This is a genomic window from Sedimentitalea nanhaiensis DSM 24252, from assembly GCF_000473225.1.
Taxonomy (GTDB): Bacteria; Pseudomonadota; Alphaproteobacteria; order Rhodobacterales; family Rhodobacteraceae; genus Sedimentitalea; species Sedimentitalea nanhaiensis.
Genome location: NZ_KI421509.1, coordinates 1,137,090 through 1,162,772, shown reverse-complemented (window position 1 = coordinate 1,162,772; position 25,683 = coordinate 1,137,090). Strand labels below are relative to the sequence as shown.

Genomic DNA, 25,683 nt, shown 5'->3' with positions numbered 1-25,683 from the left:
ACTCACGCTCCTGGGGAGGAAAAGCTTAGATGGGCCGACATGTTCTGCTGATCGAGGATGAACCGAACATCATTGAAGCAATTCGCTTTCTGCTGACCCGCGATGGTTGGGCGGTGGAGACCCATTCCGATGGCACGGATGCGGTCGAGGTGATCAGGGCGGCTGAACCCGATCTTGTGATTCTGGATCTGATGCTGCCGGGCAGAAGCGGTATGGATATCTTGCGCGATTTGCGTGGAATTCCCGAAACCGCAAAGCTGCCGATTCTAATGCTGACTGCGCGCGGCCAGTCGCGTGATCGCGAGATGGCAGAACGGGCTGGCGTCAGCCGCTTTATGACCAAGCCGTTCTCGAATGCCGAGGTCCTGACGGCCGTGCGTGACTTGTTGGCGCAGGCTTCGCGGCCATGACCGATCCGGCCCCAGGTCGGGACCGGTCCGGTGCGGTATTTCTGGAACGGCAAAGCTATCGCCGCCGCAGGTTGATGGATGCGGCGCGGTTGCTGCCGCTGTTCGGGGTGCTGCTGTTTACGTTGCCACTGTTGTGGAGCGTCCCATCGCCGGGGAAGGACGCCGCCGATGCCAGCCAGACGGTGCCAATGTCGGATGCGATTATTTACGTGTTCCTGGCATGGTCGGCCCTGATCGTGATTGTTGCGCTGTTCGGGTTCAGTACGCGGCACACGACCCCCCATGACAGCCCGCGCGGACCGAGGCAGGGATAATGGCCTCGCTGAACATGCTGGTGGTGGTATGCCTGGGGTATGTGGCGCTGTTGTTCTTTGTGGCATTTGCGGCGGACAGACTGGCGGCGCGCGGGCGCAGCACATGGCTGCGCAGCCCGCTGATCTATACCCTCTCGCTGTCTATTTATTGCACCGCGTGGACCTTTTACGGTGCCGTGGGATATGCTGCGCGGTCCGGGCTGGAGTTCGTTACCATCTACCTGGGTCCGACACTTGTGATGGTCGGATGGTGGTGGGGTCTGCGCAAACTGGTACGGATCGGGCGTAGCCAGCGTGTGACGTCGATCGCCGATCTGATCTCGTCGCGCTATGGAAAATCCAACACGCTGGCGATCTGTGTCACGCTGTTGGCGGTGATCGGCGTGACGCCCTATATCTCTCTGCAACTGCAGTCGATTACTCTGTCTTTCACGATCTTTTCCGATGCGGATCCGACCGCAGCATATGCCGAAGGTTCCAGCGTGCTGTTGGTCGCGGCAGGGTTGGCGGTGTTCGCGATCCTGTTCGGAACCCGCAATCTGGATGTGAACGAACGCCACCATGGAGTGGTCACGGCGGTGGCGCTCGAGGCGGTGGTCAAGCTGTTGGCGTTGCTGGCCGTCGGTGTCTATGTCGTCTGGGGGTTGTCGGGAGGGGTGGATTCGATGATGGAGCGCATCGACGCTTCTCCCATTGGCACCTGGCAGGTCCATTCCGGTCGCTGGGCTGCCATTACCTTTCTATCTGCGGCAGCCTTTGTATGCCTGCCCCGGATGTTTCAGGTGATGGTTGTCGAGAATGACGACGAGCGTCATCTGCGCACTGCGGCCTGGGCCTTTCCACTGTACATGCTGCTGATGAGCCTGTTTGTCGTGCCCATTGCCGTCGTCGGGCTGGACATCATGCCGCCTGGCGAAAACCCCGATCTGTTCGTGCTGACCATTCCGCTCAGCCAGGGGCGCGAGGGGTTGGCGATGTTGTCCTTTCTGGGGGGCTTTTCCTCGGCGACGTCGATGGTGATCGTGGCTGCCATGGCCCTGTCGACGATGGTGTCCAACCATATCGTGATGCCGATCTGGCTGTCGTCGCGTGGCGACGGTGCCTCGGTGTCCGGTGATGTACGCAATGTGGTCCTGTTGTCGCGCCGGGTATCAATCGCTGCCATTCTGGCGCTTGGGTATTTCTATTATCGCTTGTCCGGGGGCGGGGCCGCGCTGGCCTCTATCGGGTTGATTGCCTTTGCCGGCATCGCCCAGATACTGCCTGCGCTGATTGGCGGCCTGTTCTGGCGCGGTGCCACCCGCACCGGTGCGCTGGTCGGGTTGGTCGTGGGCTTTGTTCTGTGGGCCTATACCTTGCTGCTGCCTGCGTTGGGGGCCGGGCTGTTGCCGCAATCGGTCCTGCAGGATGGTCTGTTTGGGGTGGCGTGGCTGCGGCCGCACGCGCTGTTCGGGATCGACGGGCTGGACCCGATCGTGCATTCGGTGATGTGGAGCATGATGTTGAATGCAACGATATTCTGCGCCGTTTCGCTGGCCAGCTTTCCCAGCCCGCTGGAACGGTTGCAGGGCGCACAGTTCGTCAACGTGTTCGATCATTCCGCCGGTCCGCGCGGCTGGACCGGGTCGGTGGCGCAAAGCGAGGATCTGATGATCATGTCGCAGCGGATTCTGGGCGCGGGCCAGGCCCAGGACCTGTTTCAACGCGAAGCCGAGGCACAGGGCGTGCGGGGTCACCTGCCGGAGCCGACCCCCGCCTTCCTTGAGATGCTGGAGCGTGAATTGGCCGGATCTGTGGGGGCGGCGACGGCCCATGCGATGATCGGTCAGATCGTTGGCGGTTCGTCGGTGTCGGTCGAGGATCTGTTGGCGGTGGCAGATGAGAGCGCGCAGATGCTGGAGTACTCCAGCCAACTTGAGGCCAAGTCGGTCGAGCTTAGCCGCACCGCGCGCAAGCTGCGCGAAGCCAACGAAAAGCTGACACAGCTGTCGATGCAGAAAGACGCGTTCCTCAGTCAGGTCAGCCACGAATTGCGCACGCCGATGACTTCGATCCGGGCGTTTTCGGAAATTCTGCGGGATGCCGACGGGCTGGAAGCTGCAGAACAGACCCGCTGTGCCACGATCATTCACGACGAAGCTTTGCGTTTGACCCGGCTGCTGAATGACCTGTTGGATTTGAGCGTGCTGGAAAGTGGCCAGGTCAGCTTGAACATGCGTTACGGTGTGTTGTCCGAGGTGTTGGATCATGCCGAGGCCGCCGCTTTGGCCGGGGCGGATACGCCGCTCAAGGTTATACGCGAATGGGGGGGCGAGGCGGTCCAGTTGCAGTCCGATCTGGACAGGTTGGCACAGGTGTTCATTAACCTGATCGCCAATGCACAGAAATATTGCAACGCCGAGCAACCCGAATTGCGGATCAGGGTGCAGATGGCCGGGCACCAGGTGGTGATCGACTTTATCGACAACGGTCGTGGTATCCCATCCGAGGCGCAGGATACGATTTTCGAGAAATTTGTCCGGCTGCGCGGAGAAAAGGTGGGAGGGGCCGGTCTCGGGCTGGCGATCTGTCGCGAGATCATGCAGCGACTGGGGGGCAATGTAACCTATCTGACGGATCACGGCGGCGGGGCCTTTCGGGTCGTGCTGCCCGTGGCCAGCCGGATCGCTGCCCAGTAATAGCCCAAGCAAATCCTTCTTGTGTAAAGAGAATTGTAACCAACGCCGCGTTAGATCTGAGCCATGCAGGACGCGAGGGGCAGGTCGGAACCGATGACAACAATTGGGTCCAATTCAGGATTGCAGCGCAAGATGCAGCTCAGCCGGGATGGCGCGGCAAGCAATGGTCGCTCTGCGTCCGGTGCGCTGCGTCTGGCCATGGCGCGTGCGGCGGATGATCTGTTTGATCTGGCGGTTTCGGTGATTGGTGTGATCCATACCCGTGCCAGCCAGGACGAACTGATCAAACATCTGTCTGACGAGCGATTGCAGGTCTTGCTGGATGGCCCGGAAGGTCAGCTGGGGGCGGCGACGCTGGACAGGGCGTTTCTGGTCGCCCTTATTCAACAGCAGACGATGGGGAGGTTGACAGGTGTGGCTGCGGACGAGCGCCCGTTTACCGGGACGGATGCGGCGCTGACGGCCCCCTTGATCGATTCCACTCTGCGACGGGCGAGTGAACTGGCTGACCGGCCACAGGATGTGCTGTGTCTGTCCGGCTTCAAGTTTGGCGCCAGGGCCGAAGACGCGCGCGCCATCGTTCTTGCGATGGAGGCGGAGCGGTTTCGTATTTTCGATCTGACGCTTGAATTCGGCGGAGGACCGCAACAAGGGACCATTTGCCTGATCCTGCCCGAACCGCGGAAACCGGAAAAAAGTGAGGCAGGTGAGGCGGCGGATCAGTCAGTCCCGCGATTGGGGCCAGCAGTTGAAATGGCCCGCGCCGACTTGTCGGCGGTCATCTGCCGGATGCGGATTCCGTTGGCCGAACTCTCCAGGATGCAGCCGGGGGATATGTTGCCGTTAATACAAGAGCATTTGGACCGCACCGATCTGGTGACGATCCAGGGCAAGAAGATCGCAGAGGGCCGGCTGGGCCAGATCAACGGAATGCGTGCGCTGCGGTTGAATGAGACCCGTTTGCCACGACACCACACGCCGGATCAGGATGGGTTCGCCGCGGACATTGGCGTGCCCTCCGCGATGGTCAACGATCCGATGACTGTTGAGGGGCGCAAGATTGACGCGGAAGAGCCCGAACAGGCGGTGCCCGCCGCGACGAAAACGCCGATCGATGAGGACTCTGACGATGCGATCAACCAGATGACAGCCAAGGAAGCTGCGCAGAGAATCTCGGAGCTTGCCGGTATCGAGGAGGATGACGTGGCACCCGACGGCGGTGAATATGCCCCGTTACCGATGACCCTCGACTGACAGGTGGGTATATCTGCCGCTTTGCCAAACGCGGCGCAATTCGGTCAAATGCAATCAGGCGGGGCTCAGGACTGTGACAGCTGTTCCAATGTTGGGCGCAATCCGTCCAGCTGGTATCCGGCAGCAGCGGTACAGGTCAGGATCTCGTCCACCGATTGTGTTCCCGCCTGACCCAGCGCCCAGACAACCGAGCTGCGGGTGCCCGATGCACAATAGGCCAACACCGGGCCGTCCGATGACTCGATCAGCTCGCGTTGCCGGGCGACATTCTGCGCAGTCATCGTTTGATGTGTGAGCGGCAGAGCTTCGAACCGTATGCCAGCGGAGCGTACGGCAGCGCCGATCGCTTGGGCCTGATGGCTGGGCGGGACTTCCTGATCGGGCCGGTTGCAGATCACCAGAACGATGCCCGCATCCACAAGGGCGGAGACATCCTCGACCGAGATTTGCGGCGAGACCAAATAGCGGGGGGATAAGGGGCGCGGTTCCATATCTGTCTCTTACGCCGCCGCCGCCAACCTGTCCAGCCGCACGCCGATCCGGGAGCAAACCCCATTCCGACCCGCATAGCGGACAGAAAGGCAATTCCACGCGCGCCCCCGATACAAAGGCGAGCGTCGGCGACCAGTCGCCGAACACGTCCAACCGCCTCTGAACTCTGGTGGTGTCAGTCATAGGCCTTTACCCGGGATTGGTGAGCGCTTTGGGACTTTGATCGGCTCGGTGCGAGAGCGGGCACCGAGGCGGTTTTTGCACCGAGGACCGGCGTTTCGTCATACGGGCTGTTCTTTGGTTGGTGCGCGAGATCAGGGTTTTTGCCTACGGCGGAAGATTTCGACGATGCGCATAGGGCCGCCGCAGCAGGGGCATGGCCCGCGCAGGGTGAGCGGGGCGGTCTCGGCGGATTTCGGGGTGTTTTGGTCAGTCGGCCTGTGGCCGGGCAAGCCACGGATGCGTGCGATGTCGGTCTTTCGGGTGGCGCTGGCCAGGCGGCCATAGTGACGGATGCGATGGAGCCTATCGGGGAGCACATGCACCAGGAAGCGGCGGATGAACCCGGGCGAGGCCAAACGCATGACCTTCTGTCTGTTGCCGGGCTCGATCCTGTAGTCCTTCTAACGGAATACCACGGTGCCGGCGTCGGTGCTGACGACGCGATGGTTCGGCATGGCCACCCTGTGGGTGCATCGGCTGAGATAGGCGACACGGCTTCCGGACCTCCGCCCAAGGTCGCAAGCGCCCCCGGACTGCAAGCCGTTATCGCCGCCCGCATCGACCGGATGCTCCTCGTTCAGATCGCCGATGACGTCGCCACCCACTTTCCGCCGGAACGCCACGTCAGGAAACCCGCCATTCACGCCCGGTGGCACCGCTCCAAACGCAGCCGCAGATGATCCGGCAGTGCATCCAGAATTCCGGGCGGTCCCGGATAGGCCGCGGACCGAAGGTCGCTTCCGGATTAAAAGGCGTCACTCCGATATAGTTTCTTGCACAACAGAGATCCCGGTTCTCCGTCTGGAGATCCTAGTTCTGAGCTGGGTTCAGTTCGACGACGGCATCTAGAAAACGGCGAAAGTCGTAGTGTTGCGAGGGTATCTTCGCTGGAAACGCGGAGTGAAATGGGCTCTTGTGAATTAAGACGAAGCGAACCAACACGATATGCGGATATCCGCCCAGATTGAGCGCCGCCGGGCAGGGGGGGGATTCTCTGGATCGACTTGTACAGCGTTTTCGAGGGTCCACCGGGGAAATCGCATTGAACGGTGCCGAAATCAGGCATGAACAATGTGTCACCGACAAATCGGCGATTCCTATCGTATATGTCAGGCAAGCGGGCGTGCGGCCTGGCGTATGTGGCACGTCCCAGGCATCTGGCGATCTGAAAACTGTCGCCATGCTGGGGAAGCGCGTTGAACTGGCGGCCGTCGCGCTGAAGCCGGATGATTTCGTCGAACACCTTTCAGAACGTTTTCTGGACCATCGTGATACGGTCGCCGACACCGATACGCCCGCCCAGTGGCTCTTGCAGATAGGGTGCCGCAGAAAAATGCCAGTGTGGACATGGCGCTCCGCGATCTATTCGGTATTGAGATCGTGCTCATGGATCTGGGCGGTGATGGCACAGGCACGCCCCGAAGGTTCGCGTACGGCACCTGCAACAGTATTTTCCGCGTTGCCGTAAAAGGCTTTCACTGGCGTCGTTGTCCGGCTCCCCTCTTTCGCCCTGCATCCGCATTCTATTTTCAAAAGGTGCTTCAGCAGCGGTTTTTGCAAGCGGAATTTGACATGTATCAAAGATTGGCCGAGGTCCGCGTATAGAATTGGAGATAGCTGGTGAAATCAGCTCAGGGTTGTGGTATGGCTTTGGAACACCATGCCAGTTTACAGCTGAGTTTTTTGCGCAGATGTTACGCTGGGGTTGTATGTTCAACAGGCACAATTGGGGGGAGGCCCGATATGATGATCGACGAACTCAAGAAAACCGCTGAAAACCTGGAACAGGAAATTGCCTGTGCCAAGGCTGAAAAGAGATTGGCGTTACAACCACAGCTTTCCCAGGTTCTGGATAAGATAGCCGCCTGCGGGGAAAGGGTGCCGGCACGTTTGCGGACCTTGGATGCCAACCTTACGGACGAGGTGATCGAGGCTAGATTCGACAACATGCCGGTCTGAACGGGGAACTCTTCTGTAAGGTCAGCCTAGGATAATCCCGACCACAATCAGCATGAGACCGATAACCGACACGAACAGCGCCGCCATGTTCATCGGCAGGACCGATTGCAGCGTGGCGCGCATGTCGTCTTCGCTCAGCTTGGCGCGCCGGGCTTTGGCGACGCGCAAGATGCACCAGACAAGGCCAGCCAGGCCGACAAGGGATAGGGCTGCGCCAGCCCAGATCATAATTTCAAACATTGCACTTCTCAGCTTGCGGTGTGTGTATTGCGCCTAGCGGAACGTATGGGAGCGCGCAACCATGATGCCCGGTGTCGCGTGCATTCTGCCTTGCGCAGTGGCCGCGGCGGCGCTATTGCGCAAGTCCCTTTGAGCCGACGACCACGGAGCATCTGGAATGAGCGATACAAATACCGACAGCACTTATCGGGTGACGCCAATGGACTGCGTCAGTTCATCGAGCGGGTCGAGCGACTGGAAGCGGAAAAGAAGGATATCGCCGAGCAGCAGAAAGAGGTGATGGCCGAAGCCAAGGCGCGTGGCTGCAAATACCACCACTAATTCGTTGTGCGAGTGAGTAAACAAAGGCTTAGCGGGAAACACTGTATTCTGATGTGTCTTCCACAGGGCCAATCCGTCCCAAGAATACAAATGAGGTAACGATGAGTGATTACGAAGAAGCAACTGACTCCTACAAAGTAACTGCCAGCGAACTGCGCCAGTTCGTCGAGCGTATCGAGCGACTCGATCAGGAGAAGGCCGACCTCGCCGAACAGCAAAAAGAGGTATTCTCAGAACTAAAAGGACGTGGTTACGACGTAAAGGTAGTTCGCACCCTTATTCGACTCCGCAAAAGGGACAAAGACGATATCGCTGAAGAGGAAGCAGTCCTTGAGATGTATAAAGAAGCTCTTGGGATGGCATAATTTCTCTCTAATAGCTGGATATTGTTGGGTTAAATTTAGGGTGTTGTGCAGGCGTCAAGACGTGTTGTGCAGCACCCGTTTTTTGACCGAAAACGTGCCGTTTTGGAGAGTGAGATTGCCTTTAGGTGTCTTGGGTGACCGGATTTATTTAAGTTATTGAAACGAATGATAAAAAATACGTCCATCGGCATCCATTCTGAAGTTGAGACATAAAATATATCTATTTTTCAATGGGGTACGTGTGCCTTTTTCGTGTGCCAAGCGCTCCTGTGCCTGTGCCAAAATACATGTGCCATCGAGTTTTCCCGGAGCGTTCGGAGACAGATCCATGGGATACTTCAAGTGTCTGTTATTTATTAAAAAATAAAACTTTCTCATGATGCCGAACAAATGGTGGTGGAAGCGTATTCTTTGAGTTCACCGGTGGTTTCCTGAAGATTTCTGGTCCGCGTCTGTATCTGACCTGAGACCCATCTCTCCTCCAGCCTTTGGGAGAATCCGGGTTTTGTTTTCTGGCCTCATGCGGCCTGCTTTTGCAACGTCATTTTGTCTGCGAACTCGTTCGGCGTGAGATTTGCCAGCGACGAATGCGGCCGGTTTCGGTTGTAATCCTCCTTCCATTTTTTGATCTCTGATCTGGCGTCTGCGAGGGACGAGAACAGCGTCTCGTTCAAGCACTCATCGCGGAAACTGCCGTTGAAACTCTCGATGAAAGCGTTCTGTGTTGGCTTTCCTGGAGCGATGTAATGCCAGTCGATCTTTGTTTTCTGGCACCATTTCAAAACCGCTGAACTGGTCATTTCGGTCCCGTTGTCGCTGACAATTGTCTTCGGCATTCCGCGCACCTGAATGATAGCGTCCAATTCACGCGTCAGCCGCGCGCCCGACAGCGATGTATCCGGAACAAGAGCCAAACATTCACGGCTAAAATCATCTACCATCGCCCGAACGCGGAACCTGCGTCCATCTGTGAACGCGTCCGAAACGAAATCCAGGCTCCAACGCTCATTGATGGTCTCTGGCACGATCATCGGGCGGCGCGTGCCCAGGGCGCGTTTCCGGCCACCACGCTTACGCACCTGGAGCCCTTCTTCGCGATACAAACGCCGCAGCTTCTTCTGGTTCATGTAGATGCCTTGACGCTCCAGCATGATGTGTATGCGCCTGTAACCGAAGCGCCGACGTTCAGCAGCCACATCCTTCATGGCTTTGCGCAGGTCAGCATCATCTGGTCGGATGCTGCGATACCGCACACTCGACCGATCCACGTCCAACACATCGCACGCCCGCCGCTGGCTCACCCCGTGCTGATCACAAAGATGAACCACCGCTTTCCGCTTTGCCGCGGGCGTCACCATTTTTTTGAGTTCACATCCTTCAGCATGGCGTTATCCAGCATCTGTTCTGCCAGCAGCTTCTTCAGCTTGCCGTTCTCATCCTCAAGCGCCTTCAGCTTGCGGGCATCGGACACGTCCATTCCGCCGAACTTCGATTTGTATTTGTAGAACGACGCTGTGCTGATGCCATGCTTGCGGCACACCTCAGCCGTTGGGACACCGCCCTCCTGCTCTTTGATCATCCCGATGATCTGCTCTTCTGAAAATCGTGACTTCTTCATATTCCGTCTCCAATGCTTGGGACAGATCCTACTCAAAAGTGGAGGAGGTTTAAGGTCTCAGGTCAAGGTCTCGATCAGTGAAGCGATGCGGCCCCAAGCGCGGCCACCTTCGTCGTGACCGGCGAACAATGCATTCTTGCGATTGAGGACAATCGGGCGAACGAGGTTTTCGACATTGTTGCTGTCGATCTCGACGTGACCGTCGGTCAGGAAAGTCTGGAGGCCGTCCCAGTGGCGGTGGATGTAGGCCAGCTTCTCTCGCCGAGGCGCGATTGCGCCGAGATGCGCAGGCGTTGCGCCTGAAGCCAGCCACCAAAGGCTACGACCAGAGGCGCGGATCGGGCTTGGCGGGCGGACAGGCGTTGGCCAGGTGACGTGCCGCGGATGTCTTTTTCGATGGCGTAGATATCGGCGATCCGGCGGAGGCCCTCAGCAGCGATTTCGGACCCGTGGCGATCGAAGACTTCCTTCAGTTTGCGACGGGCGTGCGCCCAGCAATACGCAACGCTGATCGGCTCGCCTCCCTTGCGGGACGGTTTGGTCAATCGGTTGTATCCAGTGTAGCCGTCGATCTGCAGGATGCCGTTGAAGCCGGTCAGGAACGTTTCGGCATGTGTGCCATGTCGCCCCGGCGCATAGAAATAGACGACCCCCGGCGGATCACCGCCGCCCCAGGCCCTGTCATCCCGGGCCAGCGCCCAAAGGTAGCCGGTTTTTGTGCGCCCGCGTCTGGGGTCGAGCACGGGGGCGGTGGTCTCATCCATGAAGAGCTTCGTTGACGTCTTCAGATGCTCAGCCAGTCTGTCCAAGACAGGCGCGAGATGGAAGCCAGCTACACCCGTCCAATCCGCCAGGGTTGACCGGTGGATGTCGATGCCGGAACGGCCCAGAATTTGCGACTGCCGGTACAACGGGCAATGGTCGGCATACTTGCTGACCAGTACGTGGGCGATGGCCCCTTCGGTGGGCAGCCCGCCCTCAATGAGCCAGGGCGGTGTCGGGGCTTGGGTGATGCTGTCGGTGCATGTGCGACCGGCGTATTTGGGGCGGATCGTCACGATCACGCGGCACTGCGCCGGAACGATATCCAGCCGTTCGTTGCGGTCTTCACCGATCCGGTGCATCGCTCCGCAGCCACAGGGGCAGTCCAGGCTGTCGGGCTCGATCACCTGTTCGATGCGCGGCAATCCCTCGGGTAGGTTACCGCGATTGCGCTTGGCGATCTTTTTTTTGCACCTGAACTTATCGTCGCCAAGGGCCTGCTCCGATTTTTTCTCTTCAACCTCGGCAAGGGCAACCTCAAGGCCCTCGAAGGCCAACTGCCGATCGTCGTCGTTCAGTTTTTCGGACTTCTTGCCGTAGAGCGCATGGTGCATCTCGGCGATCAGATGTTCCTGCCGCTGGTTGGTCTCCTCCAGTTCAGCCACACGTGCGACCTGCGCCTCGAACGCAGCGCGATATTCCGGCGGCAGAACGGACAGATCGAGGTCTTTGGCGGCGGCGGTCATGGCCGGATTTGTAGACCGAAATCAAAGCCATGACCGCTGCATTCGACGCCCTTGAGTCACTCCGCCGCGGCTGGTGGGCGGGCCTCCAGCGCTTTGAACTTGCGCCAGTCCAGACCAGAAAAAGCGCCTCGAATTGGGCGTGGTTCAGCGCCATCATCCCGTCCTTTATTGCGGGCCAAGCGAACGTCGTTTCCTCCAGCCGCTTGTAGGCCATGACAAGGCCGCTGCCATCCCAATAGAGCAGCTTCAACCGGTCCAGGCGCTTGGCCCGGAACACGAAGACCGTCCCGGTGAACGGGGCCTTGCGCAGAACCGACTGGACCAGCGCGGTGAGGCCATCGTGTCCCTTGCGGAAATCGACCGGCTGCGTCGCCACCAGGATGCGCACCCGGTTCGATGGGGAAATCATGCGCCACCGCCGACCGCGCGCACGATCTCCGCAATCCGGCCCGCAGGCGTGGCACCGTCCAGCCGGACGGAAACCGATCCGGCCATGATCTCGACTGTAAAGGTCACCGGTACAGCGTCTTCGGCGGTCGGGGGCGTCTCGACATCAAACACCACCAACGGGGCGAACTCCGCCTCGGCGTCCGGCGCCGACAGAACGAGGTCACCATCCTTGGCCATCCGCCGCCATGCTGACAGGTGGTTCGGTCGCAGGTCATACTTCCGCGCCACGTCATTCACCGTCGCGCCCGGCGCAAGCGTTTCCGCCACGATCTGCGCCTTGACGCGATCCGGCCACCGCCGGTGACCCGTCTGTGAGACCTCAACGCCTAACCGCGTGAGAAACTCGCTCGTATTCTCCATGGAGAAACTCACTTCCTGTTATCCAACAGGACCTGAGTCTCAAATCAGATTGACTCCGGGAAGGTGGGGCTCAGACACCGCATACTGAACTTCAAAGGTGGGCTCAATCCTTTGATACAATATCAAATACGAGCTTGTTGTAGTTTGAGGCTTTGGCGAAGTAGCGTAATCTGTGACGGCGGTCGATCTTATTCAACCCTCTGTGGTCCACCGCGCTTGACCGAGACAACCAATCGTAGTGGCCAGGACCCAAATGGGTGTCTCGCAGTTCTACCAGGCGATACCTCAAGTCGGGTATTTCAGGAAGTTTAGCTCTTGAGATAGATGTAGCGTGTGGGTGGTTGTTCAGCCTGTCTATGATCTCGGCCGCTAACGCGCTTAGGCTTTGGACCCATTGATTTACAGCCAGAACAAGACGGTGGCAGCGAGCGCTATTGCCGACAGCAACGCCTTTGGGCATCGGTCATAACGGGTGGCGACCCGTCGCCGGGCCTTCAGGCGTCCGAACATGATCTCGGTCCGGTTGCGCCGTTCGTCGCGACGCTTGTCCTATCGGCTGGGTTTGCCGCGCGATTTCCGCCTGGAATGCAGGGCTTAATTCCCTTGCCAGTAAGGGCCTCCATGAACCCGTCCGCGTCATATCCTCGGTTTCCCAGCAGCCAATCGGCCGCAGGCTGTCGACCAGAACTCTCGCTCCGGTGTCGTCGCTGATTTGGCCGGCTGTGATGAAGAGGCGGATCGGGCGGCCGCTTGTGTCGGTGACGGCATGCCGCTTCGTGTTCATCCCGCCTTTGGTCCGACGTCCCTCTTGATGGTGTGGACGCCCCCTCACGGCATCGTTGTGCCAAGGTAGCGGTGTCGAAACGTGCTACTAGGAGGAAGCGCCCATGAAAAAGGTTAGCATTGTAGGATTGGATATTGCCAAGAATTCGTTTCACGCACATGGCTGCGCCAAAGACGGATCGAAGGTTTTTAGCAAGGCGCTGCCGCGCGGTCGTGTGTTGGAGTTTTTTGATCAGGTTGAGCCCTGCATCATCGCTTTGGAAGCTTGCGCGGGGGCGCATCACTGGAGCCGGGAGCTTTCCAGACTTGGTCACGATGTCAGGCTGATCGCCCCGCAATACGTCAAACCCTATGTGAAGCGGCAAAAGAACGATGCGAATGATGCCGAAGCTATCGCTGAAGCAGCGTCGCGGCCGACCATGCGTTTTGTGGCGGCCAAGACCACCGAGCAGCAAGGGCAGTCGATGGTACTCAAGACCCGCGACCTGTTGACCGGGCAACGCACCCAGACAATCAACGCATTGCGCGGGCATTTGGCTGAGCATGGAATTGTCGCGCCGAAAGGCCCTCAGCATCTGCCTCGATTGGAAAGAGCTGTGGCTGAGAATGCAGACCACTTGCCACCTGAAGTCATCGGCCTTTGCCAGATATTCTTCGATCTCATCGCCGGGCTAGGCGATCGCATTGATGCTCTGACACGACAGCTCCGCCAGGTTGCCCAGCACAATGATGTTGCACGCAGATTGATGACCATGCCGGGGATCGGCCCGGTGACGGCGGTATCGATTGCCGTGCTGGCTGCACCGCCAGAAATGTTCAGCAAGGGGCGCGACTTCGCAGCCTGGGTCGGGCTGGCACCACGCCAGCATTCTACGGGCGGTAAAACAAGGCTGGGCAAGATATCAAAAATGGGTCAGCGCGACCTGCGGCGTTTGCTGATCATCGGTGCCATGTCCGCGATCCAAGCCGCACAAAAGCGCGGCGGCGCGCCAGATGGGTCGTGGCTGGCCCGTATGTTGGCTCGCAAACCTAAAATGCTGGTTGCAGTTGCGCTGGCAAACAAGATGGCGCGGATGGCATGGGCGATCATGGTTCATGGCGGCGTCTACGAGACCCCTGCCAACGCCTGAGTGCGAAGGCAGGCTGGGGTGCGGTGGTTCTGAACGGAGGTCATGGCAAAGCGTCGACGAGATCAGGAATGGGAAAACCAGTAATGTCCCGAGTAGCTTATACTACGGCCTCTCGTTTTGGACCTGTTCCTCGAACTCACCATGAGGGCCCGCGACGTTGAAGGTCGCAACCAGAGGCCGGATACACGAAGGAACTCGACCGCAGTGCTGTTGCCAAAGTCAAAGAAGCCGCTTGCAACCCCGGGGGCGTCCATACACGGGACATTGCTGTGCGATGCCCTGCCGGGCAGTGATCAGCCTGCAACGCCCCCTTTTTAACCGCAGGCCGGAAGCCGTGCGGCGCGCCTTGAGGCAAGTGGCATCGATCATGATGGACTTGCGATCCGCGGCCTCTGCGGCCGACCCTTCCACGATCCGGGTAAACACCCCCATGCCGCTCCACCGCTTCCAGCGGTTGTAGGGCGTATTGTGAGGACCGTATTCCTTCGGCGCATCCCGTCAACGTAATCCAATGCGATTGATGAAGATCATGCCGCTCGACACTCTGCAGTCATCGACCCGTGGTTTGCCATGGGATTTCGGGAAATAGGACTCAAGACGCGCCATCTGTTCGGCGCTCACCCAGAAAAGATCAGATATATCACCGCTCAATTTTTGACCGGTGAATCATGTCGCATGACTGAAATCAATAGGTCGAGGCCCTGGCAGAAATTCAAGAACTTCACCTTGTAAATTTCTTGAATTTCATACGCTTGGGTTCGACGTCCCCCAATCTCCGCTTCTTGTCTTCCTCGTAATCCTCGAAATTCCCCTCGAACCATTCCACATGGGCATCGCCTTCGAACGCCAGGATATGGGTGCAGATGCGGTCGAGGAAGAAACGGTCGTGGGAGATGACCACGGCGCAGCCGGCGAAATCGACCAGGGCGTCCTCGAGCGCGCGTAGGGTTTCGACGTCGAGATCGTTGGTCGGCTCATCGAGCAGCAGCACGTTGCCGCCCTCTTTCAAGAGCCGCGCCATGTGTACGCGATTGCGCTCACCGCCCGACAGCAGGCCGACTTTCTTCTGCTGATCGCCGCCCTTGAAGTTGAACGAGCTGCAATAGGCGCGCGAGTTCACCTCGGCGTCGCCCAGCTGGATCAGCTCGGCGCCTCCGGTGATCGCCTCCCAGACGGTGTCGTCGGGCTGAAGGTCATCGCGGGACTGATCGACATAGCTCAGATCGACGGTGTCGCCGTATTCGACGGTTCCCGCGTCGGGTTTTTCCTGCCCGGTCAGCATCTTGAACAGGGTCGATTTGCCCGCGCCGTTGGGGCCGATCACGCCGACGATGCCGCCCGGCGGCAGGGCAAAGTCCAGCCCTTCGATCAGTTGTTTGTCGCCCATGTGCTTGGACAGACCCGTGACCTCGATCACCTTGGAGCCCAGTCGCGGGCCGTTGGGGATGACGATCTGGGCGCGGGTCAGTTTTTCGCGCTCGGAACTGTCAGCCATCTCGTTATAGGCGTTGATCCGGGCCTTGGACTTGGCCTGACGCGCCTTGGCGCCCTGGCGCATCCAGTCCAGTTCGCGCTCCAGCGTCTTTTGCTTGGACTTGTCCTCGCGGGCCTCTTGCGACAGCCGCTTGGCCTTTTGTTCCAGCCAGGCGGAATAGTTGCCCTCGTAGGGAATTCCGCGGCCGCGATCCAGTTCCAGAATCCAGCCGGTGATGTCATCGAGGAAATAGCGGTCGTGGGTGACGATCAGGATGGTGCCCTTGTAGTCGATCAGGTGCTGTTGCAGCCAGGCGATGGTTTCCGCGTCCAGGTGGTTGGTGGGTTCGTCCAGCAATAACATGTCAGGTGCTTGCAGCAGCAGCTTGCACAGCGCAACGCGGCGGGCTTCGCCGCCCGAAAGATCGGCAATTTTGGCGTCGTCCGGCGGGCAGCGCAGGGCCTCCATGGAGACGTCGATCTGGCTGTCCAGATCCCACAGGTTTTCGGCGTCGATCTGATCCTGCAAAGCGGCCATTTCGTCGGCAGTTTCATCGGAGTAGTTCATCGCCAGATCGTTGTAGCGGTCCAGGATCGCCTTTTTTCCTGCGACACCCAGCATGACGTTTTCACGTACGGACAAGGTTTCATCCAATTTCGGTTCCTGGGGCAGATACCCGACTTTGGCGCCCTCGGCTGCCCAGGCTTCGCCGGTGAAATCGGTGTCCAGCCCGGCCATGATCTTCATTAGCGTGGATTTACCTGCGCCGTTGACGCCGACGACGCCGATTTTCACGCCGGGAAGAAAGCTGAGGTGAATGTTTTCAAAGCATTTCTTGCCGCCGGGATAGGTCTTGGAGACCCCTTGCATGTGATAAACATATTGGTAGGCGGCCATTTCGATGCTCTCCTGCTTGTGCGCTGCAACGCCGGTGGTCTATCCAAGGGCGGTTGAAAGAGCAATCGGGAAGAAACGGTGGAGCGGAGCGAGTTTCCAATCGCGCGGGCGGGCATGAGTGTGGGCTTGTTGGGGGGATCGTTTGATCCGCCACATACGGGGCATGTGCGCGTGACCGGCGAAGCGTTGAAACGGTTCGGTCTGGACCGGATATGGTGGCTCGTCAGTCCAGGCAATCCGCTGAAGCGGCATGGCCCGGCCCCTTTGGCGCAGCGGATGGTGGCGGCGCGCGCGATCATGCGCCACCCAAGGGTGACGGTGACATCGCTTGAAGAGCAGCTTGGCACGCGGATCACTGCCCAGACACTTGCACGGCTGCGGGTGATATATCCCGGGGTGGGCTTTGTCTGGCTGATGGGGGCGGATAATCTGGCGCAGTTTCACCAGTGGCAAGATTGGCGCCGGATCATGGACACGGTGCCGGTCGGGGTGCTGGCCCGTCCCGGCGACAGGATCAGCGCCCGGATGTCCCCGGCGGCACGGATTTATCGGCAATACAGGTTGAGCGGCGCGGCCAGCCAGATGCTGGCGCGGGCCACGGCTCCGGCGTGGTGTTTTGTGAACCTGCCGATGATCAATCTGAGTTCGAGCGCGATCCGTGCGCACACAGGATGGGGGCAGGGCCCGCGACCACGTGGCGATGGGGTGCCAATCTGACGCTTGTTTACAACCGCAAGCTGCGCTTTAGTGAGGACATGAACAGACACAAGAGCTGATACGCGGATGAGCAGACACTGGACTCGACGGTTCATAATGGGTGGGCTGGGTGCCATGCTGGTGCCTGCGGGTGTGCTCGCGGCTCCGCCTCAGGTGTCCCTGCGTCCCCGATCACGGGGAGAAGAATTCGGCAGGCAGGCCCGTGGCGGTGTCGATGGTCTGATCGCCCGCGCGGGGCTGAGCGGTCAGGCGGTCTGTGCGGTGGCGGATGTACAGTCGGGGCTGGAACTGGAAGCCTCGGGCGGGGATCGCGGGTTGCCGCCGGCCAGTGTCGCCAAAGCCCTTACGGCGCTTTATGCGCTGGAAACGCTGGGTGCGGATCATCGGTTCACGACGCGGTTGCTGGCGGCGGGGCCTGTGCAGAGCGGCGTTCTGAAGGGCGATCTGATCCTGGCGGGAGGCGGTGATCCAACCCTGAACACGGATGATCTGGCGGCCTTGGCCGCGGATCTGAAACAGGCCGGGGTGCGCGAAGTGCGCGGTGATTTTCTGATTTACGAAGCCGCGCTGCCCGTGGTGCGCAGCATTGACCCGGAACAGCCGGATCACGTGGGTTACAGCCCGGCGGTTTCGGGTTTGGCATTAAATTTCAATCGAGTCCATTTCGAGTGGAAACTGGCAGGCAAACGCTATGCCGTGACGATGGATGCGCGCACCGGCAAGTATCGTCCCGATGTGGACATTGCGCAGATGAAAGTCGTCTCGCGCAGCTTGCCGGTTTATACCTATGCCGACCAGAAGGGTGTCGATCAGTGGACCGTGGCGAGCGCGGCCCTGGGCAAGGGGGGCGCGCGATGGTTGCCGGTGCGCAAACCCGGCGCCTATGCGGGCGATGTCTTTCGCACCATGGCGCGAGCGCATGGTATTGTTCTGAAATCGGCCCGGACTGTCGAACGGCTGCCTGCGGGTGCCACGATTCTGGCGCAGCACGACAGCACGACCCTGCAGCCGATTCTGAAGGATATGCTGAAATATTCCAACAACCTGACCGCCGAGATGGTGGGGCTGAGCGCTTCGGTTGCGCACGGACGGCGTCCTGACTCTCTCAAGGCGTCGGCGGCTGAAATGAGCCGCTGGGCGGAGCAGAGATTTGCGATGAAGGGGACTCTGATGGTCGATCATTCCGGCTTGGGGGATGCATCGCGGATGACGGCACAGGATCTGGTCGGGGCGTTGGTGCAGGCCCGCAAGCAGGACATGCTGCGGCCGTTACTGAAACCGTTTAAGTTACGCGATTCCAAGGGACGGGTGAACCGGGCGCATCCGATCAAGGTTGCGGCCAAGACCGGCACGTTGAATTTTGTCTCTGGGCTGGGCGGGTATATGACGGCGGCGGATGGCACTGAATTGGCCTTTGCAATCTTTGTCGCGGACACCGATCAGCGCAAACGCATTCCACGCGCGGCCCGCGAACGTCCCAAAGGGGCGCGGGGCTGGAACTATAAGGCCAAGTCCCTGCAACAAGACCTGATCGAGCGTTGGGGCGCGCTGTACGGAAGCTAGAACTGTCTTTTCCGCCAAAGAAAGCGGCCATTGCAGAATGTATCTGCAATGGCCGGGAAATCACATTTAGGACCGGGTGGATACCGGTGCAATCGTCCGTATCAGAAGCGGTAGGTCGCTTTGAGATAGATCGAGTTCAGGTCTACGTCGCCACCGGTAGAACCCGCACCGCTGAAGGTCTGATACATATATTCGGCACCGACCGTCCAGTTTTCTCCAACCCGCCAATCATATCCGAGACCGACGACATAGCTGTTTGAATCAAAATCAAGAACTGAGCTTACGCTGTCGAAATCCGCATACGCGAAACCCGCGCTGCCATAGAGCAGGCCGTTGCCCAGTTCGTAGCCGGCAATCAGCTTCAGGCGTGCGACAGCGTCGAGGCTGGTGGTGTCACCAGTCGCCGCATCGGTGACGGATATATCCGTGAAGTCGTATTGGAATTCCGGACCCAGATACCAGCCGTTCCCGAGCGCCCAGAGATAACCAGCGGTGATACCGCCGATCACGTTATCTTCGTCGAAATCGCTGAGGGTGTTGGAATCGATGTTGAAGTCGCTAAACGCATAGCCCAGCTGGCCACCGACATAGGCGCCTGCCCAAAACGGCTGTTCAACGGGGGTCAGAACCACCGGTTCGATCGGGGCAGGAGCCGCGTTGCCTGCGAATGCAGTGCTTGCTGCTGCGGAAAGTGCCATCGCGAGTGCAGTTGTCTTAATCATAACTTTTCGCTCCATAAGAGTCACAGTTGTTTCACATCTACCCCGCCCAAGCGGCTGCTGCCGTGAGTCGGTTTAGATACCGTAAATAGAACGGCGCAGGGCTATTGCAAGTTCCATCGACGTGGCAAAAAAATGCGTGTCCAAATTAACACATCGAATCGGCAATATTGCCACGAATCGGCGGAGAGTCGCTTATATATGGGGCATTGGGTGGATTTGGCTGAGATCCGATGCGCCGATTATGTCACGTGCCGCGCCCGTGCACCCCGTTCGATTGCGGCTGCGTGCAACCGGTCGATGTCCAGCTCATAGCGCATTTCTTCCAGCAGGCGCAGTTCCGGTTCCGCCAGGGCCCCATCTGCGGCGGCCACGTCGCAAGCCAGCGCATAGGCGGTTTCAAACAGACGCTCAGGCAAGTTTTCACGGATCAGTCCGAACAGCGCGTCCAACCCGTCTTCTTGTTCGAACAGGTCGAACACCACCTGCGCAGTCGCTTTCATTCGATCGATATCGTATTCGGCAAAAATCGGCAGCATGTTCACGGCGGACTGGATCTTGACCAGTTCGGAGGTGCGCATGTTTTCGTCCGAGGCCGAAACCGCGATCATCAGGGCAACAAGGCAGTCTTGTGCGGTCAGCATGGTGGGGTGGCTATTGGTCACGGCGAATGCGTCCTTTGGATCGGGTCATGTTGCGGTGCAGGTTATTGACGGGTCGCCGACAGCACAATAGCCGGTGTGCGCTCGGATGGAGCCAAAGAATGGAATGAGGTGCGGATGCATATTCTGACAACCGGAGCCTACAGGCTGTTTTTTCCTGCTGCCGGGGCGTTCGCGGCCACGGCGATTGTGGTCTGGCTGTTGATCTGGTCCGGGGTGGATCTGGCAATGCCGTTTGATGGGCTGCGATGGCACCGGCATGAGATGTTGTTTGGCTATCTGGGGCTGGCGCTGGGGGGGTTCCTGCTGACTGCGGTGCCGAACTGGACCAACCGTCCGGCGCTGACGGGCGGGCCTTTGGTCGGTCTGTTCGCCCTGTGGGTATTGGGCCGGTTCGGCTTTGCGCTGCTGCCAGGCGGTGGCCTTCAGGCGGGTTTTGCACTGGCCTATCCTCTGAGTCTGGCGGCGATTGTCAGTCGCGAGATCTGGATCGCGGGCAATCGGCGTAACCTGCCTGTTGCGGGCATGGTATGGCTGTTCGCATTGGCGGATGCGCTGTTTCTGGCCGGGTTTCAGGATCTTGCCTCGCGTCTGGGGTTTGGATTGGCGTTGGTGCTGATCACCCTGGTTGGTGGGCGCGTGACGCCGACCTTTGGCCGCAACTGGCTAAAGGCACGGGGAAGCGGCGTGGAGATTCCTGCCTTTGGCTTGATCGACAAGGTTGCGATTGTGGCGGCGGTTTTGGCGGCGGCGGTCTGGATTGTGTTTCCGGATCATAAAATCGGCTTGGTCACCGCGGCGACTGCGTCAGTGGCGGTTGCGCTACGGTTGCTCCGTTGGAAATTCTGGGCCGTGACCCGCGAACCGCTGCTGCTGGCTCTGCATCTGGGATATGCGTGGGTCGCGGTTTCGTTTGCGCTGTTGGCGGTGTCGGTGTTGGGAGTGGCAGAGCCGGTGCAGGTGGTCCATGCCATCGGGGCAGGCGCAGTCGGGGGCATGACGCTGATCGTGATGATGCGCGCCATTCTGGGACACGCGAACCGGCCCATACGCGGCAATGGCGTCGACGTCGTCCTGTTGGCGGCCGTGCATCTGGGAGCGGTACTGCGCGTGCTGGCGCCGACGGCAGTGGATCAGACCATGCTGATCGATTTGTCGGGCGGTTTGTGGACCCTGGGATTTGCCTTGTTTGCCCTGCGCTACGGGCGCATTGCGGTATTGCCGCGCCTGTAGCGGTGCGTGTTGACGACGGGTTATGGGCGCAATAGGGAGTGCGGCACGGTTGCACACCCCGTGCGGCCCCTGTTTCGGAGTGCAAAATGTCTGATCTGCGCGAAGCTGCCATGACCTCGAAAGCCTGGCCTTTTGAAGAGGCCCGGCGGGTGCTCAAACGCTATCAGAAAGCGCCACCGGAGAAGGGGTATGTGCTGTTTGAAACCGGCTATGGGCCGTCGGGCCTGCCGCATATCGGCACCTTTGGTGAAGTGCTGCGCACGACCATGGTACGGCGGGCCTTTGAGCAGATATCGGATATCCCGACACGGCTGATCTGTTTCTCGGACGATCTGGATGGCATGCGCAAGGTGCCCGGCAATGTGCCGCACCAGGACATGCTGGCAGAACATATGCACAAGCCGCTGACTTCTGTTCCGGACCCGTTCGGCACCCATGACAGCTTTGGCGATCACAACAACGCGATGCTGCGCCGCTTCCTCGACACTTTCGGATTTGACTACGAGTTCTATTCCGCCCGCGAGTATTACAAGTCCGGTCAGTTTGACGAGGTCCTCTGTCGCGCGGCCGAGCGGTATGACGAGGTGATGAAGGTCATGCTGAAGTCGCTGCGCGAGGAGCGGCGTCAGACCTATTCGATTTTCCTGCCGATCCATCCGGACACCGGGCGGGTACTTTATGTGCCGATGAAGCATGTGGACGCCAAGACGCATACAGTAACGTTCGATGATGACGACGGACGCGAATGGACCCTGCCGGTTACCGGCGGGCATGTGAAATTGCAGTGGAAGCCCGATTTCGGCGCACGATGGGCGGCATTGGATGTCGATTTCGAAATGTATGGCAAGGAACATGCCACCAACACTGCGATCTACGACCGGATTTGCGAGATTCTTGGGGGTAGAAAGCCAGAGCATTTCAGCTATGAGCTGTTTCTGGACGAGAATGGCCAGAAGATTTCCAAGTCTTCCGGCAATGGCATTTCCATTGACGAATGGCTGACCTATGCCAGCACGGAAAGCCTGTCCTATTTCATGTACCAAAAGCCCAAGACCGCAAAACGGATGTATTTCGATGTGATCCCGAAAGCGGTGGATGAGTATCACCAGCAGTTGCGGGCCTATCCGGATCAGGACCTGAAGGCACAGTTGAACAATCCGGTATGGCATATTCACGGTGGGGTTGTGCCCGAATCCACGCTGATCGTGCCCTTTGCGATGCTGTTGAACCTGGCCTCGGTCTCGGCCGCCAGGGACAAGGAACAGCTATGGGGTTTCATCCAGCGCTACGCGCCTGACGCTTCGGCTGCGAGCCATCCGGATCTGGATGCGGCGGCTGGGTATGCCGTGCGCTATTTCAACGATTTCGTGAAACCCACCCGTGTCTTTCGGGCACCGTCCGAAATCGAGCGCGAGGCGTTGCTGGACCTGCGCGCGCAGTTGGCGGCCTATGACGGGCGCATCGACGACGAGGCCTTGCAATCCATCGTCTACGCGGTCGGGCGCGAGCGTTTCGATCCGCTGCGGAGCTGGTTCACCGCGTTGTACGAAGTGTTGCTGGGGGCGAGCCAGGGGCCACGGTTTGGTGGCTTCATCGCATTGTACGGTGTGGATGAAACGGTTGCGCTGATCGATCGGGCGTTGGCCGGTGAATTCCTGACTCTTTGAAGGGCCCAGTTCAGCCATTTATCGGCACGGACCGGCGGTCGCCGGGCGGACCGCCTGCGTCTGTGCTGAATTTGAACCTGAGAAGCAATTGAAAACCCAGTAGATTACAGCTTTTCAAGGGGCCGGTTGCGGGTCCTGTTGCCGGGGCACCGCAACGGTGGTGTGAAGCCGCCTTAACCCTTGTAGAATACCTCCTTTCCCGCGTTCGGGAGCGACCCGGACCCATCGGATATGGCCGCGTCCGGAACGATTTCGGGCGCGCGCATTTGGGAAAGGGATTTGTATGAACAAGGCAATCACCGACGGCGTGCAGCTGATGCCGCCTGTTTTTGACACCGGTCTGGATGTCTGGTCGAGCGGCAACGGAACGCCCGGGTCCGATACCTATCAGGGCGCGGTCAACGCAGCGCTGGTTCCGGCGGACCAGGATTTTGGCGGCTGCCTGGAATTGCAAAAGACCAATGGCGTGCAAAAACTGCGCTATATGGGCGAAACGCCGCTGTTGCCGGGCTGCTATCTGCAGATCAAGGCGCGCATCAAGGCGATTGCGGGCAACCTGCCATCGGTGCGCATTGCCGGCTGGGCAGGCGGAGCGGGGGGGAACCATGTCAACGGCCTGACCGAGGTCGGCACAACGGTCACGTTGGAAAGCTATGGCAAAATCGTAGAAGTCACCGCGATCGTTGGTCCGGGTGCGCGCGGCGGCGTCGACCTGCCTTGGGGTACGCAGGCGTTGTATGGCCATTTCGGTCTTGATCTGACTGGTCCGAACGGCGGCATTGTGCGGATCGACGATTTGCAGATCGAGGATGTGACCGGCGTGTTCCTGCGCGACATGATCAACGTGGTCGATGTGCGCGATTTCGGAGCGGTGGGTGACGGCGCAACCGATTGTTCAGCCGCGTTCGAGGCAACCGACCAAGCCGCAGAGGGGCGCAAGATACTTGTGCCTGCCGGTGTCTATTCCTTATCCAACAGTGTTTCGCTGAAATCACCTGTCGAATTCGAGGGCACGGTAACCATGCCTTCCAACAAGGTGTTTATTCTGGCCAAGAGTTTCGATCTGCCAAGTTACATTGCTGCCTTTGGCGACGAAGAACTGGCGTTTACCAAGGCGTTTCAGGCGCTTCTGAACAACTCGGACCATGAATCTCTGGATATGTGCGGGCGCAAGGTGACGGTGACCCGGCCTATCGACATGCAGGCGGCCGTTCCGAACAAGATCACCTATGCAACGCGACGGGTTATTCGCAACGGCCAGTTCACGGCCACCGGCGCCGCAGTGTGGGATACACAGAGCGTCACCGCCCGGGCGACCTATTCGGCAAGCGATCCGCGTAAGTTGACCAACGTGGCGAATATCGCCAATATTGCCGTTGGTTCATTGGTCGAAGGCAACGGTGTCGGGCGTGAAATCTATGTCCGATCCAAGAATATCGGGGCTGCGGAAATCGTCCTGAACGCGCCGCTGTACGATGCCGAGGGAACGCAGAACTTCACCTTTACGGATTTCAAGTACATGCTTGATTTCAGCGGCTTCGGCAGCCTCAGCCAGTTTGCGATGAGCGATATCGAATTTCAGTGCAACAAGCTGTGCAGCGGTATCCGGCTGGCACCATCGGGGCTGACTTTTCAGCTGCGCGACTGCTTCATCAGCCGCCCCAAGGATCGCGGCGTCACCTCGATTGGCACCGGGTGTCAGGGGATTCTGATCGACCGGTGCCAGTTCCTGTCTTCTGAGGAGTCGCTGGACGTTCCCGACCGGACGACCGTTGCCATCAACGTCAATGCCAACGATCCCAAGCTGCGCAACAACCGGGCGACCCGGTTCAAGCATTTTGCCCTGCTGGGCGGGGCCAACAGTGTCGTGCTGGGCAATCACTTTTTCCAAGGCGATGACGTGACGGCCGGGGTTCGGACCGCCGGGTTGATTATTGCCAACAATTTCACCAATGCGACGATTACCGGGAACTATATCGACAATTGTACCGTCGAATGGACCAATGAACGCGATCCCACTCCGGATTTCAATAACGGGTTCTCGTTCAGCGCAATGAGCATCACCGACAACATCATGCTCTGCGGTGATGTTGCGCCGTGGTTCAGCTTTATCGTGCTCAAACCGCATGGGACCGGGCATTTCCTGAACGGCGTCACCATCAGCGGCAACAAGTTCCGCAGTGTGAATGGCACCATCGATCGGGTGGAACGGGTGGATACCAGCTTTGCCGATCTGGATTTTAGCCGCAGCAAGCATGTGACATTCGAAGCCAACACCTTTCATTCGATCAGAGAACAGGCGTTCAACCCGCTGCGTGTGCGCCATTCCGAGAGCACGAATGCGTCGAATTGGATCATTGGTGTGAATGGAGAACTTCCCTTTGGCGGGCAGATCCGGGGCGTGGATTCTATCGTTGCCCTGGGCAAGATCTCGAATGCCAGTTCGGACGCGAATTTCTCGCGGCCATATGCGCTGACCCAGCAGGGCGGGAACAAGGACAAAATCAAACTGGTTTGGAACGAACCGGTGCGCGGCGATATCGTTGTCACGGTCCGCATGGATCTCTGACCCCGGATTTGAACACAGACAACAGGATCGGAAAGGCCGCGCCGAAGATGCGCGGCCTTTTGGCGTTTTGGCGGGGTC

22 protein-coding genes and 4 pseudogenes are annotated in these 25,683 nt (G+C 59.1%); 14 read left to right on the top strand and 12 right to left on the bottom strand.

The features are described from left to right. The first annotated feature begins 29 nt into the window (after window positions 1–29). From NANH_RS0107310 to NANH_RS25755, 4 genes are all read left to right on the top strand, one after another. On the top strand, window positions 30–410 hold the full coding sequence (locus tag NANH_RS0107310) for a response regulator transcription factor (protein WP_027261426.1): 381 nt from the start codon (window positions 30–32) through the stop codon (window positions 408–410). Then, on the top strand, window positions 407–724 hold the full coding sequence (locus NANH_RS0107305) for a hypothetical protein (RefSeq protein ID WP_027261425.1): 318 nt from the start codon (window positions 407–409) through the stop codon (window positions 722–724). Before NANH_RS0107310 ends, NANH_RS0107305 begins: the two co-directional genes overlap by 4 nt. Next, entirely contained in the window at window positions 724–3,402 is a 2,679-nt protein-coding gene (locus NANH_RS0107300) for an ATP-binding protein (RefSeq protein WP_027261424.1), read from the top strand. Before NANH_RS0107305 ends, NANH_RS0107300 begins: the two co-directional genes overlap by 1 nt. A gap of 93 nt (window positions 3,403–3,495) precedes the next feature. Then, window positions 3,496–4,656: a FliM/FliN family flagellar motor C-terminal domain-containing protein gene (locus tag NANH_RS25755; protein WP_051372278.1), complete on the top strand. Its 1,161-nt coding sequence runs from the start codon at window positions 3,496–3,498 to the stop codon at window positions 4,654–4,656. A gap of 65 nt (window positions 4,657–4,721) precedes the next feature. On the opposite strand, the gene NANH_RS0107290 is transcribed toward NANH_RS25755, so the two are convergent. Both NANH_RS0107290 and NANH_RS27855 read right to left on the bottom strand, forming a co-directional pair. After that, window positions 4,722–5,147 carry a TIGR01244 family sulfur transferase gene (locus NANH_RS0107290; RefSeq protein WP_027261423.1) on the bottom strand — a complete coding sequence of 142 codons (426 nt, stop codon included), beginning with the start codon at window positions 5,145–5,147 and terminating at the stop codon, window positions 4,722–4,724. A gap of 315 nt (window positions 5,148–5,462) precedes the next feature. After that, window positions 5,463–5,878, bottom strand: a pseudogene (locus NANH_RS27855) (transposase); the annotation flags it as partial. Between the two features lie 534 nt (window positions 5,879–6,412). Between NANH_RS27855 and NANH_RS29665 the strand changes: the two are divergent. Together NANH_RS29665 and NANH_RS0107275 are read left to right on the top strand one after the other, a co-directional pair. After that, window positions 6,413–6,838: an iron-sulfur cluster assembly scaffold protein gene (locus tag NANH_RS29665; RefSeq protein WP_027261421.1), complete on the top strand. Its 426-nt coding sequence runs from the start codon at window positions 6,413–6,415 to the stop codon at window positions 6,836–6,838. A 275-nt stretch (window positions 6,839–7,113) separates the two neighbouring features. Continuing rightward, a complete protein-coding gene (locus NANH_RS0107275) occupies window positions 7,114–7,329 on the top strand; it encodes a hypothetical protein (protein ID WP_027261420.1) in 216 nt (71 codons plus the stop codon). 21 nt (window positions 7,330–7,350) lie between these two features. On the opposite strand, the gene NANH_RS0107270 is transcribed toward NANH_RS0107275, so the two are convergent. Next, entirely contained in the window at window positions 7,351–7,569 is a 219-nt protein-coding gene (locus NANH_RS0107270) for a hypothetical protein (RefSeq protein ID WP_027261419.1), read from the bottom strand. Window positions 7,570–7,698: 129 nt separating this feature from the next. On the opposite strand from NANH_RS0107270, the gene NANH_RS27850 reads away from it, so the two are divergent. Both NANH_RS27850 and NANH_RS0107260 read left to right on the top strand, forming a co-directional pair. Next, window positions 7,699–7,890, top strand: coding sequence for a DUF2312 domain-containing protein (locus tag NANH_RS27850; RefSeq protein WP_407694801.1), 192 nt, complete (start codon window positions 7,699–7,701; stop codon window positions 7,888–7,890). A 101-nt stretch (window positions 7,891–7,991) separates the two neighbouring features. Further along, entirely contained in the window at window positions 7,992–8,255 is a 264-nt protein-coding gene (locus NANH_RS0107260; protein ID WP_027261417.1) for a DUF2312 domain-containing protein, read from the top strand. A 518-nt stretch (window positions 8,256–8,773) separates the two neighbouring features. Here NANH_RS0107260 and NANH_RS0107255 read toward each other — a convergent pair. From NANH_RS0107255 to NANH_RS27840, 5 genes and pseudogenes are all read right to left on the bottom strand, one after another. Continuing rightward, a protein-coding gene (locus NANH_RS0107255) for an IS3 family transposase (RefSeq protein ID WP_245601386.1) occupies window positions 8,774–9,873 on the bottom strand; the annotation gives its coding sequence in 2 pieces (ribosomal slippage) (window positions 8,774–9,624 and window positions 9,624–9,873; 1,101 coding nt in all). 66 nt (window positions 9,874–9,939) lie between these two features. Beyond that, window positions 9,940–11,381 (bottom strand): annotated as a pseudogene (gene tnpC, locus NANH_RS25740) (IS66 family transposase); the annotation flags it as partial. Further along, window positions 11,293–11,790, bottom strand: coding sequence for an IS66 family insertion sequence element accessory protein TnpB (gene tnpB / locus NANH_RS27845; RefSeq protein WP_027261416.1), 498 nt, complete (start codon window positions 11,788–11,790; stop codon window positions 11,293–11,295). The gene tnpB and the pseudogene tnpC, both read right to left, overlap by 89 nt. After that, window positions 11,787–12,191, bottom strand: a complete 405-nt coding sequence (tnpA, locus tag NANH_RS0107235) for an IS66-like element accessory protein TnpA (protein WP_027261415.1) — start codon at window positions 12,189–12,191, stop codon at window positions 11,787–11,789. The genes tnpB and tnpA overlap by 4 nt, the downstream gene beginning before the upstream one ends. 399 nt (window positions 12,192–12,590) lie before the next feature. Next, window positions 12,591–12,996 (bottom strand): annotated as a pseudogene (locus NANH_RS27840) (IS5 family transposase); the annotation flags it as partial. Window positions 12,997–13,078: 82 nt separating this feature from the next. On the opposite strand from NANH_RS27840, the gene NANH_RS0107230 reads away from it, so the two are divergent. Then, entirely contained in the window at window positions 13,079–14,104 is a 1,026-nt protein-coding gene (locus NANH_RS0107230; protein ID WP_027260321.1) for an IS110 family RNA-guided transposase, read from the top strand. Between the two features lie 276 nt (window positions 14,105–14,380). Here NANH_RS0107230 and NANH_RS28440 read toward each other — a convergent pair. Then, window positions 14,381–14,743 (bottom strand): annotated as a pseudogene (locus NANH_RS28440) (transposase); the annotation flags it as partial. An 82-nt stretch (window positions 14,744–14,825) separates the two neighbouring features. Then, window positions 14,826–16,475, bottom strand: coding sequence for an energy-dependent translational throttle protein EttA (ettA, locus tag NANH_RS0107225; protein WP_027261414.1), 1,650 nt, complete (start codon window positions 16,473–16,475; stop codon window positions 14,826–14,828). 78 nt (window positions 16,476–16,553) lie between these two features. On the opposite strand from ettA, the gene NANH_RS25730 reads away from it, so the two are divergent. Continuing rightward, on the top strand, window positions 16,554–17,192 hold the full coding sequence (locus NANH_RS25730; RefSeq protein WP_074920810.1) for a nicotinate-nucleotide adenylyltransferase: 639 nt from the start codon (window positions 16,554–16,556) through the stop codon (window positions 17,190–17,192). A gap of 66 nt (window positions 17,193–17,258) precedes the next feature. Then, window positions 17,259–18,755, top strand: a complete 1,497-nt coding sequence (gene dacB, locus NANH_RS0107215) for a D-alanyl-D-alanine carboxypeptidase/D-alanyl-D-alanine endopeptidase (RefSeq protein ID WP_027261413.1) — start codon at window positions 17,259–17,261, stop codon at window positions 18,753–18,755. 101 nt (window positions 18,756–18,856) lie between these two features. Here the strand turns inward: dacB and NANH_RS0107210 are convergent, their stop codons facing one another. Continuing rightward, complete coding sequence (locus NANH_RS0107210) at window positions 18,857–19,477, bottom strand: outer membrane protein (RefSeq protein ID WP_027261412.1); 621 nt, start codon at window positions 19,475–19,477, stop codon at window positions 18,857–18,859. Between the two features lie 239 nt (window positions 19,478–19,716). Next, entirely contained in the window at window positions 19,717–20,118 is a 402-nt protein-coding gene (locus NANH_RS0107205; RefSeq protein WP_036049544.1) for a tellurite resistance TerB family protein, read from the bottom strand. 135 nt (window positions 20,119–20,253) lie between these two features. On the opposite strand from NANH_RS0107205, the gene NANH_RS0107200 reads away from it, so the two are divergent. The 3 genes from NANH_RS0107200 to NANH_RS0107190 all read left to right on the top strand — a co-directional run bounded on the left by NANH_RS0107200 (window position 20,254) and on the right by NANH_RS0107190 (window position 25,605). Beyond that, window positions 20,254–21,369: an NnrS family protein gene (locus NANH_RS0107200; RefSeq protein ID WP_036050587.1), complete on the top strand. Its 1,116-nt coding sequence runs from the start codon at window positions 20,254–20,256 to the stop codon at window positions 21,367–21,369. Window positions 21,370–21,455: 86 nt separating this feature from the next. Continuing rightward, a complete protein-coding gene (locus tag NANH_RS0107195) occupies window positions 21,456–23,036 on the top strand; it encodes a lysine--tRNA ligase (RefSeq protein WP_027261409.1) in 1,581 nt (526 codons plus the stop codon). 283 nt (window positions 23,037–23,319) lie between these two features. Then, complete coding sequence (locus NANH_RS0107190; RefSeq protein ID WP_027261408.1) at window positions 23,320–25,605, top strand: glycosyl hydrolase family 28-related protein; 2,286 nt, start codon at window positions 23,320–23,322, stop codon at window positions 25,603–25,605. The last annotated feature ends 78 nt before the right edge of the window (window positions 25,606–25,683 follow it).

Coding starts and splice junctions, on each gene's coding strand:
- NANH_RS0107210 (WP_027261412.1), bottom strand. CDS start 19,477: ATGATTAAGACAACTGCACTCGCGATGGCACTTTCCGCAGCAGCAAGC.
- NANH_RS0107230 (WP_027260321.1), top strand. CDS start 13,079: ATGAAAAAGGTTAGCATTGTAGGATTGGATATTGCCAAGAATTCGTTT.
- ettA (WP_027261414.1), bottom strand. CDS start 16,475: ATGGCCGCCTACCAATATGTTTATCACATGCAAGGGGTCTCCAAGACC.
- NANH_RS0107200 (WP_036050587.1), top strand. CDS start 20,254: ATGCATATTCTGACAACCGGAGCCTACAGGCTGTTTTTTCCTGCTGCC.
- NANH_RS0107300 (WP_027261424.1), top strand. CDS start 724: ATGGCCTCGCTGAACATGCTGGTGGTGGTATGCCTGGGGTATGTGGCG.
- NANH_RS25755 (WP_051372278.1), top strand. CDS start 3,496: ATGACAACAATTGGGTCCAATTCAGGATTGCAGCGCAAGATGCAGCTC.
- dacB (WP_027261413.1), top strand. CDS start 17,259: ATGAGCAGACACTGGACTCGACGGTTCATAATGGGTGGGCTGGGTGCC.
- NANH_RS0107305 (WP_027261425.1), top strand. CDS start 407: ATGACCGATCCGGCCCCAGGTCGGGACCGGTCCGGTGCGGTATTTCTG.
- NANH_RS0107195 (WP_027261409.1), top strand. CDS start 21,456: ATGTCTGATCTGCGCGAAGCTGCCATGACCTCGAAAGCCTGGCCTTTT.
- NANH_RS0107190 (WP_027261408.1), top strand. CDS start 23,320: ATGAACAAGGCAATCACCGACGGCGTGCAGCTGATGCCGCCTGTTTTT.
- NANH_RS0107270 (WP_027261419.1), bottom strand. CDS start 7,569: ATGTTTGAAATTATGATCTGGGCTGGCGCAGCCCTATCCCTTGTCGGC.
- NANH_RS0107205 (WP_036049544.1), bottom strand. CDS start 20,118: ATGCTGACCGCACAAGACTGCCTTGTTGCCCTGATGATCGCGGTTTCG.
- NANH_RS0107290 (WP_027261423.1), bottom strand. CDS start 5,147: ATGGAACCGCGCCCCTTATCCCCCCGCTATTTGGTCTCGCCGCAAATC.
- tnpA (WP_027261415.1), bottom strand. CDS start 12,191: ATGGAGAATACGAGCGAGTTTCTCACGCGGTTAGGCGTTGAGGTCTCA.
- tnpB (WP_027261416.1), bottom strand. CDS start 11,790: ATGATTTCCCCATCGAACCGGGTGCGCATCCTGGTGGCGACGCAGCCG.
- NANH_RS0107275 (WP_027261420.1), top strand. CDS start 7,114: ATGATGATCGACGAACTCAAGAAAACCGCTGAAAACCTGGAACAGGAA.
- NANH_RS0107310 (WP_027261426.1), top strand. CDS start 30: ATGGGCCGACATGTTCTGCTGATCGAGGATGAACCGAACATCATTGAA.
- NANH_RS0107260 (WP_027261417.1), top strand. CDS start 7,992: ATGAGTGATTACGAAGAAGCAACTGACTCCTACAAAGTAACTGCCAGC.